The following is a 17,954-nucleotide window of genomic DNA, read 5'->3' on the forward strand; positions in this document are numbered from 1 at the left end:
GGCCGGTCCGCTGCTCGCCGACGGAGAGCGGCGTGTCAGGTGTCGCGGGAGAGGTCCTTGGCGTGGGGCTGGCCAGGTCGGAGGGCCACGACGGAGAAGGAGAGGGTCGCGACGGCGGCGACCACGTCGCGGCCCTCGTCGCGGACGGTGACCTCAACGACGGTGAGGGTGCGGCCGCGGCGCAGGACGCGGGCCGCCGCGACCGCGGGGCCGACGTTCACCGACGACAGGTAGCGGATGTTCAGGTCGGCCGTGGCCGCGCTCTCGTCGTCGGCGAGGTCCGCAGCCACGGCCCGCGCCGCCGCGAGGTCGACGAGCGTCGCGACGAACCCGCCCTGCAGGCCGCCCCGGGTGTTGACCACGCTCGGGGTGAGCGGCATCGCCATGGCGAAGTCCGAGCCTTCCGGCGCGGGCACGTCGTGCAGGCCCATCGCCGAGAGCACGTGTCCTTCGAGCCGGAAGGCGACCCCGCCCGCCTGTCCGTTCCCCTGCGCCACCGCGACCTCCCGCACACCGGCCCCCGGCCCACCCGGAAGCATCCGAAGCAGACTCTAGAACCGTGCTCTAGGATCGCGCGACCCCCTCGGAGCCCGCGCCGGCTCGCGGGCGGCCGCGGTCAGCCCGGGGTGACGTCGCGCCAGCGCGCCTCGCACGCCGAGTAGGCGCCGAAGACGGCGAGGCCCACGGCGACGACGGCCAGCAGCCAGGGGCCGGCCGGGGTGCCGGCGAACTCCCGGAGGGTCCCGTCGACGCCTTCGGCCTTGCCGGGGTCGACGGTCGCGCCCGCGTACGCGACGAAGACGCCGACGCCCGCGAAGACTGCGTAGCGCGCGGCGTAGCCGATCCGGCCGAGCACCTCCACGACGGGCCGGACCTGGCCCGACACGTGGAGCTTCGCCATGAATTCGCGCTTGACGACCGACTTGTAAGCCATCCATCCCGCGCCGCAGACGAGGACGATCCCCGCGACCAGGACGATCCAGCGCCCGCCCGGCAGATCGTGCATCGCCCGGCCGGACAGGTCGCGCGACTGCTCGTCGCTGGACTTCTGCCCCCGCACCCCGAGCACGAACAGCAGGGTCGTCGTCGCGGTCACGGTGTAGAAGACACCGCGCCCCAAGGACATCGCCCGATGGGACGCCTTGTGCCCGTCGGGCCCGGCGGCGCCGAACGCCGCCTCGGCCAGCCGCCACAGCGCCAGCCCGTAGAGGCCGACGACGATCAGCCACAGCATCACCTCGCCGCCGGGCTGGCCGGCCAGCGTCTGCACGGCTCCGGACTTGTCGGCCTCCTTCCCGCCGGCGCCGAACGCGACGCGCAGCGCGAGCACCCCGATGAGCAGGTAGATCGCGCCTCGGACGGCGAGTCCCAGCCGTGCGGCGATCCCCATCGCGCGACCGCGCGACGCCTTTCGTACACTCCGTTCAACATTCGTCACCATAGGTCATGAATTCCCCGTGAGTCGGCAAAGAAACCGAAAAACACCCCACTCGGTTACAGGTCACCCCATTCCGGGTGACCGCCCTCTCTGGACCGGCTCTTTGCCCGGCCGGGGTATCGGGCAGGCCGCGGACCGGGGAACGAACGACGTGATCACGTCGATTTCGAGGAGAGCCGTGGCCGCGCCGTCGTATCAGGACCGGACCGACTTCGAGAACGCGGACAAGGGGTTCCTGGGCACGACCGCCGATCGGCTGATCAAGGACGCCGCAGGCCGGACCGTGTGGGACTTCGAGGCCTACGCCTTCCTCGACGACGTCCGCCCGGACACGGTGAACCCGAGCCTGTGGCGGCAGTCGCAGCTCACCGCCAAGCACGGGCTCTACCAGGTCGCGCGAGGCATCTACCAGGTGCGGGGCTTCGACCTGTCGAACGTCACCTTCATCGAAGGCGACCGGGGCGTCGTCGTGGTGGACCCGCTGCTGTCCGTCGAGTGCGCCGCCGCGGCCCTGGCCCTCTACCGGGAGCACCGGGGCGACCGCCCCGTCACCGCGGTCCTCCACACGCACTCGCACGCCGACCACTTCGGCGGCGTCCGCGGCGTCTTCGACGGGGCGGCGGACGTGCCCGTCGTCGCGCCGTCGGGGTTCCTGGAGCACGCGGTGTCCGAGAACGTGTACGCGGGCACCGCCATGAACCGGCGCGCCGTCTTCATGTACGGCGCCGAACTGGCCAGGGGCCCCGCCGGCCAGGTCGGCGCGGGACTCGGCCAGACGACCTCCGCGGGCACGATGTCCCTGGTCGAGCCGACCCTGACCGTCTCGGCGACCGGCCAGGAGGAGGTCCTGGACGGCGTTCGGTTCGTCTTCCAGCTCACCCCGGGCGCCGAGGCCCCGGCCGAGATGAACTTCTACCTCCCCGAGCACCGCGCGCTCTGCATGGCCGAGAACGCCACCCACAACCTGCACAACATCCTCACGCTGCGCGGCGCCCAGGTGCGCGACCCGCGTGTGTGGTCGCGCTACCTCACCGAGGCGGTCCAGCTCTTCGCGGCTGACTCCGACGTGCTGTTCGCCTCCCACCACTGGCCGACGTGGGGCACCGCCGCGCTCACCGAGTTCCTCACCGGGCAGCGCGACCTGTACGCCTACCTGCACGACCAGACCCTGCGCCTGCTCAACCAGGGCCTGACCGGCCCTGAGATCGCCGAGGCGATCGAGCTGCCGCCGGCGCTCGCCGGGGCCTGGCACGCGCGCGGCTACTACGGCTCGGTGTCCCACAACGTCAAGGCCATTTACCAGCGGTACATGGGCTGGTTCGACGGCAACCCCGCCCACCTGTGGGAACTGCCGCCCGAGGAGTCGGCGCGCAGGCACGTGGAGCTCATGGGCGGCGCGGCGGCGGGGCTGCGGAAGGCTGCGGAGGCCGTCGAGGCAGGGGAGTTGCGCTGGGCGGCGCAGGTGCTGAACTACCTGGTGTTCGCCGACCCGCGCGACACCGCGGCCCGGGAGCTCCTCGCCGACGTCTACACGAGGCTCGGGCACGGCAGCGAGAACGGCACCTGGCGGAACTTCTACCTCCAGGGCGCGGCCGAGCTGCGCGGGAACAAGGCGAGAGCGTCCGTCGACACCGCGAGCCCGGACGTGATGGCCGCGCTGACCGTCGAGCAGCTCTTCGACTCGGTGGCGATCCGGGTAAACGGGCCGCGCGCCTGGGACATCCGGCTCAGCATCGACTGGCACCTCACCGACGTGAAGGAGGAGTTCCGGATGAGCCTCGCCAACGGCGTCCTCACGCGGACCCGGGCCCCGGGCGGTCCGCCGCCCGACCTGGCCGTCACCCTCACCAAGCCGCAGTTCCTCGGCGTCCTCGCCACGGGGAACCTCGACGGCGTCCGCGCCGAGGGCGACCGCCAGGCCCTCGCCACCCTGCGGGGCCTCCTCGACGACGGCGACCGCGACTTCGACATCGTCACCCCGTGACCCGCCGGGGGAGGCGGTGATCGGTCGGCTCCTGGACCGGGTGGTCCCGGTCGAGCAGCGGCGCGGCCTCACCGAACTCGACGCCGACCTGGCGCTGGCCGGACCGGGGCGGTCCGCACAGCGCTCGGCGTTCTGGACGATGCTCGCCCTGTCGGCGGTGATCGCCGCGTCCGGCGTGCTGTCGGACTCGACCGCGACGGTCATCGGCGCCATGATCATCGCGCCGCTCTCGCAACCGATCATGGGCATGGCCGTCGGGCTCGTCGAACGCGCCAGGACCCGGGCGGGCTGGTACGTCCTCGGCGGCGCGGCCCTGGTCGTCGCCGTCGGCGTCGTCGCCTCGCTCGTGGTGCCGCGCTCCTACGACCTGCTGTCGAACAGCCAGATCGCGGGTCGGACGTCGCCGGGCCTTGCCGATCTGGTCGGCGCGCTCGCGACGGGGTGCGCGGGGGCCGTCGCGCTCGCCCGCAGGGACGTCGGCGCGGTGCTGCCCGGCGTGGCCATCGCGATCTCGCTGGTCCCGCCGCTGGTCGTCGTGGGGGTGTGCCTCGGCGACGGCGGGTTCGTGCTGGCGCTGGGCGCGCTCGTGCTGTTCCTGTCGAACATGCTGGCGCTCGTCCTGGCCGGGGCCCTCGTCTTCGCCGTCCTCGACAGGTCCGCGGTCCCGGCCGGTACCGCGAGGCGCGGCCGGACCTTCCTCGCCCTGGGCGGCCTGGGCGTCGTCGTCTGCCTGTTCCTGACCGCGAGCACCGCCGCCACCTACCTCCTGGAGCTCTGGCAGTCCCGGGCCCGCGACGCCGCGGAGGCCTGGCTCGCCGACGTCCCGGGTGCCTCCGTCACCGACGTCACCGCCGCCGCGACGACCTTCCACATCGCGATCACCACCCCGTCCGCCCCGCCGCCCACCGCCGACCTCCTGACCCGGCTGGCGAACGAGGTCCCCGCGGTCTTCTCCGTCGTCCTGGAGACGGAGGCGGGCCGCACGACCGACCTCGGCCCGATCGGCGATCGCCGCTGATCCACCGGAGCCGTGGGAGGTTCGTTGCCCGGGGGAGGGGCGGGCTTGGGCGGGCATGCGGAAAAGTCGGAATTGGTGGGGTGGGACTCTTCCGGGGAGGCTCGCGATGTTCCGCAACAAGACCGAGAACGCGTCCACGACCGTGCAGTTCCAGATGCAGCAGCGGATGCTGTCCTTCGGGGACGACTTCTGGATCGAGAACGGGGTCGGGCAGCGGGTCTACCGCGTCAACGGCAAGATGCTGCGGCTGCGCCGGACGTTCCTGCTGGAGGACGCGAACGGCGACGAGCTGCTCAAGGTCCACCAGAAGGCGCTGCGGCTGCGCGAGACGTTCGTGATCGAGCGGGGCGGCGAGACCGTGGCGACGCTCCACAAGGCCCTCGTCGGCATCCGCAACCGCTTCAAGGTCTCCTTCGCCGAAGGCGGCGACCTGCGCATCCAGGGGAACATCCTCGACCACGACTACGGCCTCACCCGCGACGGCACCGACGTCGCCCAGGTCTCCAAGCGCTGGGTGCGCGCCCGAGACACCTACACGGTGGCGATCGCCGAAGGCGAGGACTTCCCCGTGATCCTCGCCGCCGTCGTCTGCATCGACGCCCTCACCCACGGCGGCCGCTGACCGTCAGACGCGCGCGCCGCGCCTCGGCCGCAGCCGGTAGGGGCTCTGCCGACACAACCCGGCAAATCGTGCAGAAGTTTATATATCACCTGATCATGGGGTCGGTCGGGTGCCCACCTCCGGCGAGAGGTCAGACCAGGGACGCGAAGCGGGCGCGCAGAGCCGGGCCGTCGAGGCCGAAGGACTCGGGGGAGTAGCGGTGGGTGCCCTTGGCGGTGCGGGGATGGGCCGCGTGGTAGGCGGCGATCATGGACGGGAGGTCGTCCGGTGCGGCGAGGGAAGCCGCGTCGTAGATCTGCCGTAGGACGGCCTCGGTGGCCGAGACGAGGTCGCGGTAGGAGACGTCGAGCAGGGTGATGCCGGAGGCGGCGGGGGAGACGCGGAAGGCCCGGGCGCGGCGGAGCCAGAGTTCGGTCTGGTCGCTCTGGAAGCGGCCCACGTCGGCGGGGTCGACGTCATCGCTGTACGTCGCGCGGAACACCGAGAAGAGGCTCGCGCCGGACGCGATGGTCTCCACGATGTCGCGGTGCAGCACCACGACGCACGCGCCGGGGAACGCCGCGGCGAGCGCGGCGAGTTCCGGGGTGTGCGCGGGCGCCTTCAGCAGCCAGCGCCGGCCGTCGGCCCGGTCCAAGGTGCGCAGCGCGTGGCGGTAGTCGGCGTAGACGGGCGCGAAGTCCTGGCCGGCGAGCCACGCGCTGTAGGAGTCCAGGCGCATCGTCGAGCTGAATCCCCAGCTCTTCAGCGCGGTCCCCATGCCGACGACGCACTCCTCGGGCAGCCTCGGCCCGAAGTCGTGGACCGCGGCGAGATCAGGGTTGAGCAGGTCGAGCAGCCCGGACGCGGCGGCGCCCTGCTCGATGAACTCCTCGCGGCGCGCGTCGGTGGCCCCGGCGAACCGCCACGGCGCGCCGAGCTCGGCCGAGAGCGGCGCACGGAGCCGCGGGTCGGCGGCCAGCAGCCGGAAGAGAAAGGTGGTGCCGGTCCGCCATCCGCCGGTGATGAAGATCGGCGGCAGGGCGGGCGGCTCGTCCACGCGCGGCAGCCTCGCCATCGCGATGCGGGCTCTGAGCCGTCCGGCCGCGGTGGACCCGGCCATCTTGACGCCGAGCGCGTTGAGCCGCCCGTCGTCGCGGGCCGAGGCGAGGTACCGCTCCAGGCCTTCGTGCCACTCGGCGGGGTCGCCGAGCACGTCGGGGTCCGCGCCGCGCAGTGCCCGGGCGACGGTCCCGTCGGCGTCGAGCGCGTACCTCTCGGGACGTGCCGCCCGGTCGGCCTCGGCGGCCGCGTACAGCTGCTCGGCCTGCGCGGTGCGGGGGCTCGGCCGCCACGTCATCGCAGCTCCTCGATCGGGACGACCCGCAGCGTCGGCAGGACCGGTTCGCGCTCGGCCTGCAGGAAGCGCAGGACGAACAGGCCGTACGGGCGGCCCTCGGTGTCCAGCGCGTCGGGGACGCCGGGGTCCTCGGCCGCCAGGACGAACCGGTACCTTTCCTCCGAGGTCGTGGCGGTCTGCCCCGTCCGGGACACCTGCCGGTTCCGGTGGTCGAGCGAGTTGAGGAACCTGCTGTACAGCAGGATGCTCCAGTGCCGGCAGGGCACCGTCTCGCCTTCGACGACGAGCGCCTGGCCGGGCTCCAGCCCCCACGCGCCGCGCAGGTAGTGGATGCCGGGCTCGGTGAACGCCGCGCCGCCGGACATCTCCGTCCAGTGGTGCACGGTGTTGGGCTCGACCTTGTCCTGCACCGTCGAGAACACCGCGGGCATCACCTCGACCGTCTTGGCGAGGCGGCGCAGACGGCCGGGGAAGCGCGCCGCGTCGATCAGGGGCGGCGGGGCGGCCGGGGCCCCGACGGGTTCGATGGCGGCCCAGCCGTGCGCCTCGGTGCGGACGTCGCCGTGGAAGTGCCGCACCCACAGCTGCCTGGCGCCCTCGGGCAGCGGCAGCCACGGGGTGCCGTCGCCGGGATCGGGACCGCCGACCAGGAGGGTGAAACCGCCGTCGGCGTTGCGGGGGAGCGCGTCGGAGTCGATCCTGGTGGTCGCGCCGACCCCGCCGGACGCCGCCGCGTAGGCCGTCACCGACTGGTACACCGAACCGCCCGGATGCCCGGTGATCCGGTAGGCGCGGTCGTCGCGGATGTCGGCCACCCAGTAGCGGTAGTCCGGGTTGTCCATGAAGAACTTCTGCCGCCACCCGTTGAACTCGACGAGTTCGGGCCGCTCCCGGTCGACCTCGAACCGGGCGAGCTGGTGGTGCAGGCCGCGCAGCAGGGCACGGTACCCGTCGGCCCGCTCCGCCTCGCCGAGCCCCTCGGTGGACGCGGCCATCCGCTCGCCCGCGGCCCGCAGCGCGTCCACGAGCCCGTTCCAGGCCTCCGCGTCGTCCCGCCCGCTCATCGCACGGCCTCGGTGACCCGGTCGTCGGCGCGGTAGTGCGGGCGCGGGTCGTCGATGAGGATGCCGGGCTCGGCCGCGCACACGGCAGGGAGCGCGTCGAGGACCGCCTGGACGGACGCGCCGGTGATCGGGTTGGTCTTGTCGGGGTTCTTGCCCGCGCGGTTCTGCTCGAAGGCGATCCGGGTGCGCAGCACCGACGGCTCACCGGTGATCTCGATCGTGTAGTTGATCGGGCCGGGCGCCCCGTGGTCGGCGAAGGGGAGGTCGTCGCCGAGGTAGGCGTTCTCCGGGCCGAGGTACCAGCACTCCTCGTTGGTGAAGTAGTGGTGGTCGCCGATGTATCCGCGGTGGGTGAGGTGCAGCGCGGCGGTCTGCCCCGGCTCCACGGTGAAGCCCGACCGGGTGGTGTACCGCTCGTCGGCGGGCAGCCCGCGCAACTCGTGCACCACCTTCACCTCGTCCATGCCGACCCCGTACAGGTGGTGGGCGACGTTGCCGGTGAGGTCGCCGTAGTAGAGGTCGCCGAACAGGGCGAGCGGAGCGCCCGCCTTCACCTCGGCGGGGTCGAGGCCGAACCCGATGCGGCGCAGCCCGCCCCACATCGACCCGGACGCGGCGGCGAAGTCGACGGCTTCGACGCACCGCACGTGCGTCACCTCCGACATCGACCGGGCCATCGTCATCGCGACCCGCTCGACCATGAACGTCGGATGCACCCCGGTCCCGTGCAGGGTGGCGCCGCCCGCGCGGCACGCCTCCAGCAGCCGCGACGGCGCGGGCCGCGTCGCCGACAGCCAGTTCGGCATCGCCGCGTTGTGGTACGAGGCCGTCGAGATGACGTTCTTACCCGATTCGAGCAGCGCGATGACGTCGGTGTCGAGTTCGTTCCCGAGCACCCCGGGCCGCGGCGTCACGATGACGACGTCGGCGTCGAGCGCGAGGATCTCCTCCCGCGAGGTGGTCGCGGCGACCCCGATCGGCCCGATCCCGATCAGCTCGCCGAGGTCCGCCCCGTGCTTGCGCTCCCGGAAGACCTTGGCGCCGACGAGTTCGGTGTCGACCCGCCGATGGCACGCCCGCGCCACCGCCCCGCCGACCTCGCCGGGCCCCCAGATCGCCACGCGGTAGGGAGATCCCATCGTTCACCTGCGCCTTCTCCCCGCGGCGGGGCTGGACTGCCGATGCGTCGGGCGCTAACTTACAAGTCGCAAGTTATCCGGACAAGAGGTGCGGGAGGCCCGTCAATGGCGACGCGCAGGCGGCTGACGGGCCCGGAGAGGCGCGCCCAGATCCTCGACGTGACGCGTGATCTCATCGTCGGCCAGGGCTACGCCGCGGTGAGCATGGAGCGGGTCGCCGATGCCTGCGGCGTCACCCGGACCGTCATCTACCAGCAGTTCGCGAGCCTGCCCGGCCTGCTCGTCGCGCTCATCGACCGGGAGGTCGAGCACGCCTTCGCCGGATTCCGCGAGGCCGCCGCCCGCCCCGTCCCGCCGGGGGAGCATCCCTTCACCGTCGCCCTCGCGGGCATCCTCGACGCCGTGGACGCCGCGCCCGACACCTGGCGGCTGTTCATGCTCCCCGCCGAAGGGGGGCCGCCCGAACTCCACGAGCGCCTCGCCCAGGCCCGCGCCGTCACGCGCGCCCGCCTCCACCGCATCACCCTGGACCACCCCGACCCCGACCTCGGCATCCGCGTCCTGCACGCGGTGGCGGACGAGCTCGTCCGCCTGCGGCTGACCGACCCCGCCGCCTACCCCGTCCCGCGCCTGCTCGCCCAGGCGCGCCTCGTCGCCCGTTGTGCGGAGCCCGTTCCGCCGCGGTCCGGAAATGCGTGAGATACCGTCCGTATCCCTTTTCGGCGACACTTCACGACAGTGAGATTCTCGGTCGGCGATATGTCAGGCCACGGCATTTACCGGCGGATTCGGCAACGGGAATCCGCTGAGGGAGCGGCCTGACGTTTTCCCGGAGAAAGGGAGAAAGGGAGGTGGCCGAGAGCGGGGGCGGGAGAACATCCGGGGTGTCCGAGTGAACTGTCGATAAAGCCACTGTGCAAAGCGGTCATACGTAGCATCATGCTCTGTGGAGACCCCTCGTCTGATCTAGGAGTGAGCTTCTTGGCAACACCCCGAGTACGGAGATCGGCCCTGGCGGCGAGCCTGCCGCTGGCCCTGGCGGCCGCGGTGGCCGGCCTTCCCGGCGCCGCCGGCGCGCTCTCGACCGACGTCGTCATCTCCGCCGTCTACGGCGGCGGCGGAAACGCCGGAGCGGCGTTCAAGAACGACTACATCGAGCTGGCGAACCTCACCGGCGCGCCGATCGACGTCTCCGGCTGGAGCGTGCAGTACGCCTCGGCGGCGGGCTCGGTGTTCCAGATGACCAACCTCACCGGCAGCATCCCGGCGAACGGCCGCTACCTCGTCCAGCAGGCCGCGGGCTCCGGCGGCACGCTCGCGCTCCCGACGCCCGACGCGTCCGGGAGCATCCCCATGTCGGGGACCTCCGGCGTCGTCGCGCTGGTGACCGCGCAGATCCCCCTGGTCGGCTGCGGCATCTCCTGCGCGACCGCTCCGAACGTCAAGGACCTGGTCGGCTACGGAGCCACCGCCAACGTCGAGACGCTCGCCGCGCCCGGCCTGAGCAACACCACCGCCGCGGCCCGCAGCGGCGCGCTGACCGACACCGACAACAACTCCGTCGACTTCACCGCCGGGGTGCCGAAGGCCACCAACTCCGCGGGCACGACCGTGTCGGCGGACGACCCGGGCGGGCCGGTCGACCCGACCCCCGGCTCCGTCCGCATCCACGACATCCAGGGCTCGGGGCGCATCTCCCCGATCGTCGGGCAGAACGTGACGAACGTTCCGGGCATCGTCACGGCCGTCCGGAGCACGGGGAACTCGCGCGGCTTCTGGTTCCAGGACCCGTCCGCCGACGCCGACCCGCTCACCAGCGAAGGCCTGTTCGTCTTCACCGGCTCGACCTCCCCGACGGTCGCCGTCGGCGACTCCGTGCTGGTCACCGGCCGCGTCACCGAATACCGCCCGACCGCCGGGGCGCAGAGCCTGACCGAGCTCGGCGGCACCATCGCCGCCACCAAGCTGAGCTCCGGCAACGCGCTGCCCGCGGCCGTCCCCGTCGCATTCCCCGACGCCTACACCAAGTCCGGCGCGCTGGAGGCCCAGCCGCTCGAACCGTCCTCGTACGTGCTGGACTGGCTGGAGGTGCACGAGGGCATGCGGGTCACCCTCGCCCAGGACACGCGCCTGGTCAGTCCGGTGAACACCGAGTTCGACGAGCTGTGGGTCACCCTGAAGCCCGGCCAGAACCCCACGCCGCGCGGCGGGACCGTCTACAAGTCCTACGACGACCCCAACAGCGGCAGGCTCATGGTCGTCTCCCTGGCCGGTGACGCGCCCGCCGCGAACGTCGGCTCCACGCTGGCCGCGGGCACCACGGGCCCGGTCGACTACCAGTCGTTCGGCGGCTACGTCGTGCAGGCCACCGAGCTGGGCGCGATCACCGAGGGCGGCCTCAAGCGGCAGAAGGTCACCAAGGCCAAGGGCCTCCTCGACCTGTCGATCGCCACCTACAACGTCGAGAACCTCGACCCGTCCGACCCGGACGAGAAGTTCGCCCGCCTCGCCCAGGGCGTCGTCAAGAACCTCGGCTCGCCCGAGATCCTCGCCCTGGAGGAGATCCAGGACGACAACGGCGCGGTCGACGACGGGACCGTCACCGACGACCAGACGCTCACGAAGTTCACCGCGGCGATCAAGGCTGCGGGCGGCCCCGCCTACGCGTTCCGGTCCATCGACCCGAACAACGGCACCGACGGCGGCGAGCCCGGCGGCAACATCCGCCAGGCGTTCCTGTACAACGCCGCCAAGGTGCAGTTCACCGACCGGGCGGGCGGCAACGCGGACACGGCGGTGGGCGTCGTCAAGAAGTGGCCGATCCTCGACCAGGTGGCCCTGACGGTCTCGCCCGGCCGGATCAACCCGACCGGCGCCGCGTGGAGCACCAGCCGCAAGCCGCTCGTCGGCGAGTTCAACTACCTCGGCCAGCCGCTGTTCGTCATCGCGAACCACTTCAACTCCAAGGGCGGCGACCACCCGCTGAGCGCGGCCGTGCAGCCGCCCGTCCGGAGCTCGGAGACGCAGCGGCTCCAGCAGGCCGAGGAGGTCCGCGCGTTCGTCCAGGACCTCTCCGACAAGAGCAAGGGCAAGGCCAAGGTCGTGGTCCTGGGCGACCTGAACGACTACCAGTTCAGCCCCGTCCTGCAGACCGTCACCGGCAACGGGGCCCTGCTGAAGTCGCTGATCGACGAGCTGCCCGCCGACCAGCGCTACAGCTATATCTACGACGGCAACTCCCAGACCCTCGACCACATCCTGGTCAGCCCGTCCATCAAGGGGTACGTCCACGGAGTCGTGCACCTGAACGCCGAGTTCGCCGACCAGGCCAGCGACCACGACCCGCAGATCCTGCGCCTCGTCGCCGGCTGCGAACTGCTGCCCTGGCTGCCGCGCTGCTCCCCCGCCGGCCTCATCGTCGACGAGTGACCCCCTGACCCGGAGCGCCCGTCCCACGGAGGGAGACGGGCGCTCCGCCTTTCCACGCGGAGCTTCAGGCGCGGCGGTAGGTCCACTTGGAGGTGGTGTGTCCGCCGCCGTCAGCCTTGGCGTAGCCGTCTTCCCGCCCCCCGAGGCGCACCCGGCCCCGGGCCGTCCACGGCGCAGGCCCGCCGACGCCCGCGTCCTGGACGCGGCGGCGAGCGGGCGGAGGTCTCCGCCCGCTCGCGCCGGGTCAGTGGACGAGGCCGAAGGCGAAGAGGCCGGACGGGTCGTAAGCCGTCTTCACCCTTCGGAGCCGTTCGAGGGTCGCGGGAGGCCAGGCGGCGGCCACGTCGGCGGGGGTGGGGGCCGAGCCCAGGAAGTTGGGCAGGGCGGCGTCGCGCGCGTGGGGTCGGAGCGCGTCGATGACGCGGGCCCCGGTCGGCGCGACGAGGGAGGCCAGCTCCTCGGGCGGCGGCGCGCCGATGACGAGGAGCGAGTAGGCCGCGTCGCGGCCCCCCACGGCGTCGCCGCCCTCCGGCCGGCGGGCGAGCGCCCCGCCGAGCTGCCGGATCTCCACCATGAAGGGCGGGTCGTCGGCGTCCGCTCCGGCGGTCTTCACCAGCGCGGCGAGCGCGGAATCGGACAGGTCGTCGAAGGCGAGGCCCCGCTCCCAGACGGGCATCGGGTCGGTCGGGTCGGCGTGCACCGCGCCGATGCCGGCGAAGTCCAGCTCGCCGATCCCGTCGAGGACAGGCCGGACCGGCGACAGCGCGCCCTGGAGGCGCACGAGCAGCGCCGCGCCCTCGCGGACATCGCCGACGTGCGCGTACCGGACCGCGACGACGAACCTGCCGCGCAGCGGTGGCGGCAGCTCCGGCAGCGGCGGCAGCCGCAGCAGCGCCACCGAGGTCGTCGCCCGCTCCGGCAGCTCCGCCGCCCAGCGCCGCCATGCGTGCAGGACGGCGGGCGCGTCCTCGCCCGCGTAGTAGGCGGCCCCCGCGAACAGGCGGCGGACGGGGAACAGCCCGACCGTCATCGAGGTGACGATCCCGAAGCCGCCCTTGCCGCCGCGCAGCGCCCAGAAGAGGTCGGGCTCGTGCTCGGCGTCGACCTGCCGGAGCCGCCCGTCGGCGGTGACGACCTCCAGGGCGCGGACGTGGTCGGCGGCGTACCCGAACGTCCGGCCGACCGGACTCAGCCCGCCGCCGAGCGTGTAGCCGACCACCCCGACGTCCGGCGCGGAGCCCGAGAGCGGCGCGAGACCGTGCGGCGCGGCGGCGTCCAGCAGGTCGCGGCACCGCACGCCCGCGCCGATCCGCGCGGTCCGCGCGGCCGGGTCGACCGCGATGCCGCCGAGCGCCGCGGTGTGCACCAAGAGGGCTCCGTCGTCCGGTCCGGTGGTGCCGTGCCCCGTCGCCTGGACCGCCACCGGCAGCCCGCGCCGCCGCGCGTACCGGACCGCCGCCGCGACGTCCGCCGCGTCCCGGGCCAGCGCGACGAGCGCGGGACGGCGCGGCACCGCGGTGTTGAACGGCGCGACCGCCTCGGTGTACCCCTCCTCGCCGGGCGCCAGGACGGCCCCCGCCATGAGTGCGCGCAGCTCGGGCGCGGAGCCCCCCGCGAACGTGTCCATGTCTTGCTCCTTCCGCGCCCCCTTTGGGCGCACCGCGACCTTTGTCGCAGGTCCCGCTTGCCGTTCACTGCGGTCTCACTAGCGGTCGAGGGGCGCGGGAAGCGCAAGCGGGACGGGGGATCATAGGGCCATGACCCCCCTGTCCTTCCGGGTGCTCGGCCCGGTCGAGGTCGCCGACGCCGTCGGCGCGCCCGTCAAGCTCGGCGGCGGCCGCCGGACCCTCCTCGCCCTGCTCCTGTCCGAGCCGGGCCGGGTCGTGGCGATGGACCGGATCGTCGAGGCGCTGTGGCACGGCGATCCGCCTCCGTCGGCGCACGGCGTCGTCCTCGCCCACGTCTCCCATCTGCGCCGCGCGCTCGACCCGGGACGGACGGGGGAGAGCCGGATCGCCACCCGGGCGCCCGGCTACGTCTTCACCGCGGCTCCGGGCGAGCTGGACGCGCTGCGGTTCACCGAGCTCGTCGCCGAGGGCGAGAGGGCGCTGGGAGACGGCGACGCCGCCGGGGCGCTGCGCCTGCTCGACGAGGCGCTCACCCTGTGGCGGGGCCGCCCGTTCGCCGGCATCGACGCCGACCCCGAGCTTGACCTGCGCGTCGCGGAGCTGGAGGAACAGCGGCTGCGCCTGCTGGAGCTGAGGGCGGAGGCGCTGCTGCGGCGCGGACGGGCCGGGGAGGCGGCGGCCGAGGCCGAGACCCTCGTGCGCGAGAGGCCCCTGCGCGAGCGGTCCTGGGAGCTGCTGATGCGCGCCCGCTACCGGGACGGCCGCCAGGCCGACGCGCTCGCCGCCTACCAGGACTGCCGCGACCTCCTCGACGCCGAACTCGGCCTGGAGCCCGGACCGGCGCTGCGCGACCTCCAGCTGGCGGTCCTGCGCCGGGACCCCGCGCTGGACGCCGTCCCCGCGCCGGTCGCCCCGGAACCCGAGGGCAGGCTCGTCGGACGGGAGCGCGAACTCGCCGCTATTGCCGACGCCGTCGCCGGGGCGGTGCGCGGCGCCGGCCGGATGGTCCTGCTGGAGGGCGAGGCGGGGATCGGCAAGACCTCGGTCGCCGAAGCCGGCGCGGCCCGCGCGCGCGAGGTCAGGGTCGTCTGGGCGCGGACGGTCGAGGACCTCGCCGCGCCTGCCCTGTGGCTCTGGGAGCAGATCCTCGCCGATCTGGGCCTGCCCGCCCGCCAGGCCCCGGCCGCCGACGACGGCGCCGATCCCGCGGTGGCCCGGTTCCGGATGCTGGAGGGCACGACGCGCGCCCTGCTCGCGGCCGCGCGGGAGCGGCCGCTGCTGCTGGTCCTGGAGGACCTGCACTGGGCCGACGCCGGATCGCTCCAGGTGCTGCGGCTGCTCGCGGCGCGGCTCGGCACCGCCTCGTGCTCGATCGTCGCCACGACTCGCACGGCGGACGCCGCCGACCCGGCCGCCCTCGACGCCGCCCTCAGCGCGCTGGGGCGGGAGCGGGCCGTGCGGCGGATGGCGCTCGCGCCGTTCTCCCTCGCCGAGGTCGAGGAGTTCCTGGGCGAGGACCGGGGACACGCCGGAGCCCTGCGCGAGAAGACCGGCGGCAACCCGTTCTTCCTCACCGAGATGGTGCGGCTGCTGTCCGCGCCGGACGCGGAGGCCGGGCCAGTCCCGTCGACCGTCCGGGACGTGGTCGAGCACAGGTTCCAGCGGCTGCCCGTGGCGACCCGGCGGGTTCTGCGGCTCGCCGCGCTCGCGGGAGCCGACCTCGATCCGCGGGTCCTGGGCCACGCCGTGGCCGCCGAGGTGACCGAGGCGCTGGAGCCGGCACTGCGCGCGGGCCTGCTCCAGCACGATCCCGACGACTGGAGCTGGCGGTTCGCGCACGACATCGCCCGCGACGCGCTCGCCTCCGCGCTCAGCCCCGCGCACCGGGCCGAACTGCACCGGCTGCTCGCCGACGCTGTGGCCGCCGTCCACGGCAGCGACGCCAGGCACGCCGAGGAGCTGGCCAGGCACCGGTTCCACGCGGCGCGGGGCGGCCCGTCGGAAGCCGCCTACCTGGCTTGCACCGCCGCCGCCGACCTCGCCCGTCGTCGTCTGGCTCCCGACCAGGCGGCCCGGCACCGGGAGCGCGCTCTTGCCGCGCTGCCTCCGGGCGACGACCGGCGTTTCGACGCGCTCATCGCGCTCATGGAGGAGCAGCGCCAGTGCGGGGACGTCCTCGCCTCCTTCACGACCCTGGAGGAGGCGCTGGCCGAGGCGGGCGAGGACCGAGAGCGGGCCGCTCGGGCTGCGGGCATGCTCGGTGGCGTGACCCTGTGGAACTGGCGGCCGTACGGCTTCGTCGACCACGCGATGGCCGACCGCCTCCACGATCTCCTCACCGATCCGCACGGGCCGCGCCGCCGCGCCGAACTGCTCGGGGCGCTGGCCGTCGAGCTGTACTACGGGCCCGCGCGGCTCGACGGGCGCAGCGAGGCGCTCGCGGCCGAGGCCGTAGGGCTGGCCCGCGAGGTGGGCGACGCGGAACTGCTGGGAAGGACGCTCAACAACTACGTGATGGCCGCCTGGACGCCGCAGGCCGACGACCGCCGCCTGGCCGTGCTGGACGAGTCGCTGGCCATGGCGGGCCGGGGCCTGCCGCGCGCCACCGAGGTCATCGCCCGGATGCACCGGCTGACCCTGCACCTGCGGCACGGCAGGGCCGCGGAGTACCGGGCGGACCTGGAGATCTGCGCCGAACTCGCGCCGACGCTCGGCGTCACCGACATCGAGGTGCAGACCGACTACAAGCGGGCCACCTTGGCGGCGCTGCACTGCGACTGGGAGACGGCCGAGGAGATCGGCGGCCAGGCCTTCCGCACGCACCGCAGGACCAGCATGTGGGGCGCGCTCTTCGCCAGCCGCATGCAGAGGGTGGCGATCGCCTACGCTCGGGGCCGCGACGCCGACCTGGCCGCCCTCGCCGACGAACTGGCCGAAGCCGCGGCGCGTGAGGAGAACGGGGTGCTGCGCCCGACCGCGGTGCGACTGCTGGCCGACCTCGGCGAGCACACCCACGCCCGCACGCTGGTGCGCCGCTGGGGCCTGGACCTGCTGCCCGACGCCCGCGACTGGCACTCCGACTTCGGGCTCGCCGAGCTCGGCGCGGTCGCCGCGCTCCTCGGCGTTCCGGACCCGGCCGCGGCCTACCGGAAGCTGCTGCCCTTCCAGGACCGCCTCGTCGTGGCGGGCAGCGCGCTGGCCTGCCGGGGCTCCTTCCACGGCGTCCTAGCCGACCTCGCGGACCGCCTCGGCGACGAGGAGGCCGCCGCCCGCCACCGCGCGGCCCCGCCCCCGCCTTTCCCGGTCTTCGCCCCGTGAGCGCCGGCCTGAGCCGTCAGAGGCGCCGGATCTCCGGGACGGGCTGGCCGCGCCGGGCGGCCTCGGCCCGGATCCGGTGCCGCAGCTGCCTGCCGTGCGTCAGCAGGGAGACCATCCGCTTGAGCGGCTGCTCGGGCAGGCTCCAGTCGGGCAGCGCACGCTCGACGGTGACGGCGAGGCCGTCGCCGCCGCGGACGGTGGCACTGCCGAGCAGCACCACGTTCTCCTGCCACTTCAGGTCCGGATCGTGCGCGTCGAACGTCAGGCAGACCGGGCCAGGCACCGCCTCGATCCCGGCGGGCAGGGTGAGGTCGTAGCCCGTCGGGGTGCGGGAGAACGCACGCGCGGGCACCGTCACGGGGAGGCCGTCGCCGCCCATCGAGACCAGAGGGCGGCCGAGCCGGAGCGCGCGGTCGGCGTAGGCCCGCCAGTCCGCGGGCGGGGCCGAGCGGTTCGGCAGGCGCCCGCCGGACGGGGCCGGATCGGAGGCCGCGGCATCGGTGTCGGACGGACGCGTCCAGACCTGCGGGGCCCGGCCGAGATCGCCGCCCGGCCACCAGGTGATCCGCTCCGGCTCGATCTCCACATAGATCCGGGCGAAGTACCAGGCGCAGCGCTTCAGCACGAACCAGGGCGAGCCGGCGAGCGCGTCGGGGAACTTGGCGGAGGACTCGCGGACGTACCGGTCGGTGTTCGCCTGGAGGTCGGCGTCCCGCACCGCGGCCCGCCCCTGCACCAGCACCACGGGGTCCCCCTCGAAGAGCAGCGCGACCCGCGGGTCCCGCCGGGCCCGCTCCGCCTTGTCGGGATAGGAGAGCCCCGTGCTGACGTCGATGGTCCCGCCCGCCCCCGGATAGGGCGTCACGGGCCAGCTGACGGGCCGCCCGTCACGCGTGAGCGAGGTGTAGGCGCACACCGCGGCGTCCCGGAACACCGAGACCGGAAGAGTGAGTGTCATGCCCTGACGCTAGGCGGCAC

At 73.7% G+C, this 17,954-nt stretch carries 13 protein-coding genes; 6 read left to right on the top strand and 7 right to left on the bottom strand.

Features of this window, described 5'->3' with window-relative positions:
• Nucleotides 1–35 precede the first annotated feature (35 nt).
• Nucleotides 36–497, bottom strand: coding sequence for a PaaI family thioesterase (locus tag ACYVOM_RS14450; RefSeq protein ID WP_460303850.1), 462 nt, complete (start codon nucleotides 495–497; stop codon nucleotides 36–38).
• 119 nt (nucleotides 498–616) lie between these two features.
• The gene (locus tag ACYVOM_RS14455) at nucleotides 617–1,390 is read right to left on the bottom strand and encodes a DUF1206 domain-containing protein (protein ID WP_460303851.1); all 774 of its coding nucleotides are present in this window, start codon (nucleotides 1,388–1,390) and stop codon (nucleotides 617–619) included.
• 226 nt (nucleotides 1,391–1,616) lie between these two features.
• Between ACYVOM_RS14455 and ACYVOM_RS14460 the strand changes: the two genes are divergently transcribed.
• The 3 genes from ACYVOM_RS14460 to ACYVOM_RS14470 all read left to right on the top strand — a co-directional run bounded on the left by ACYVOM_RS14460 (nucleotide 1,617) and on the right by ACYVOM_RS14470 (nucleotide 5,062).
• Complete coding sequence (locus tag ACYVOM_RS14460; protein WP_460303852.1) at nucleotides 1,617–3,422, top strand: alkyl/aryl-sulfatase; 1,806 nt, start codon at nucleotides 1,617–1,619, stop codon at nucleotides 3,420–3,422.
• A 16-nt stretch (nucleotides 3,423–3,438) separates the two neighbouring features.
• Entirely contained in the window at nucleotides 3,439–4,440 is a 1,002-nt protein-coding gene (locus ACYVOM_RS14465; protein ID WP_460303853.1) for a DUF389 domain-containing protein, read from the top strand.
• A 106-nt stretch (nucleotides 4,441–4,546) separates the two neighbouring features.
• Nucleotides 4,547–5,062: an LURP-one-related/scramblase family protein gene (locus ACYVOM_RS14470; protein WP_460303854.1), complete on the top strand. Its 516-nt coding sequence runs from the start codon at nucleotides 4,547–4,549 to the stop codon at nucleotides 5,060–5,062.
• 130 nt (nucleotides 5,063–5,192) lie between these two features.
• Here the strand turns inward: ACYVOM_RS14470 and ACYVOM_RS14475 are convergent, their stop codons facing one another.
• The 3 genes from ACYVOM_RS14475 to ACYVOM_RS14485 are packed head-to-tail and all read right to left on the bottom strand — an operon-like array spanning nucleotide 5,193 to nucleotide 8,601.
• Entirely contained in the window at nucleotides 5,193–6,398 is a 1,206-nt protein-coding gene (locus tag ACYVOM_RS14475) for a sulfotransferase family protein (protein ID WP_460303855.1), read from the bottom strand.
• On the bottom strand, nucleotides 6,395–7,462 hold the full coding sequence (locus ACYVOM_RS14480) for a hypothetical protein (protein WP_460303856.1): 1,068 nt from the start codon (nucleotides 7,460–7,462) through the stop codon (nucleotides 6,395–6,397). The genes ACYVOM_RS14475 and ACYVOM_RS14480 overlap by 4 nt, the downstream gene beginning before the upstream one ends.
• Entirely contained in the window at nucleotides 7,459–8,601 is a 1,143-nt protein-coding gene (locus tag ACYVOM_RS14485; RefSeq protein WP_460303857.1) for a hypothetical protein, read from the bottom strand. Before ACYVOM_RS14485 ends, ACYVOM_RS14480 begins: the two co-directional genes overlap by 4 nt.
• A 105-nt stretch (nucleotides 8,602–8,706) precedes the next feature.
• Between ACYVOM_RS14485 and ACYVOM_RS14490 the strand changes: the two genes are divergently transcribed.
• Both ACYVOM_RS14490 and ACYVOM_RS14495 read left to right on the top strand, forming a co-directional pair.
• The gene (locus ACYVOM_RS14490; protein WP_460303858.1) at nucleotides 8,707–9,300 is read left to right on the top strand and encodes a TetR/AcrR family transcriptional regulator; all 594 of its coding nucleotides are present in this window, start codon (nucleotides 8,707–8,709) and stop codon (nucleotides 9,298–9,300) included.
• 282 nt (nucleotides 9,301–9,582) lie between these two features.
• Complete coding sequence (locus ACYVOM_RS14495; protein ID WP_460303859.1) at nucleotides 9,583–12,030, top strand: lamin tail domain-containing protein; 2,448 nt, start codon at nucleotides 9,583–9,585, stop codon at nucleotides 12,028–12,030.
• A gap of 244 nt (nucleotides 12,031–12,274) precedes the next feature.
• Here the strand turns inward: ACYVOM_RS14495 and ACYVOM_RS14500 are convergent, their stop codons facing one another.
• Nucleotides 12,275–13,657: an FAD-binding oxidoreductase gene (locus ACYVOM_RS14500; protein ID WP_460303860.1), complete on the bottom strand. Its 1,383-nt coding sequence runs from the start codon at nucleotides 13,655–13,657 to the stop codon at nucleotides 12,275–12,277.
• Nucleotides 13,658–13,787: 130 nt separating this feature from the next.
• Between ACYVOM_RS14500 and ACYVOM_RS14505 the strand changes: the two genes are divergently transcribed.
• Nucleotides 13,788–16,976, top strand: a complete 3,189-nt coding sequence (locus ACYVOM_RS14505) for a BTAD domain-containing putative transcriptional regulator (protein ID WP_460303861.1) — start codon at nucleotides 13,788–13,790, stop codon at nucleotides 16,974–16,976.
• A 16-nt stretch (nucleotides 16,977–16,992) separates the two neighbouring features.
• Here ACYVOM_RS14505 and ACYVOM_RS14510 read toward each other — a convergent pair whose 3' ends face one another.
• Nucleotides 16,993–17,934: a pyridoxamine 5'-phosphate oxidase family protein gene (locus tag ACYVOM_RS14510; RefSeq protein ID WP_460303862.1), complete on the bottom strand. Its 942-nt coding sequence runs from the start codon at nucleotides 17,932–17,934 to the stop codon at nucleotides 16,993–16,995.
• Nucleotides 17,935–17,954: the final 20 nt, after the last annotated feature.

It is taken from the genome of Actinocorallia aurea (assembly GCF_054783995.1).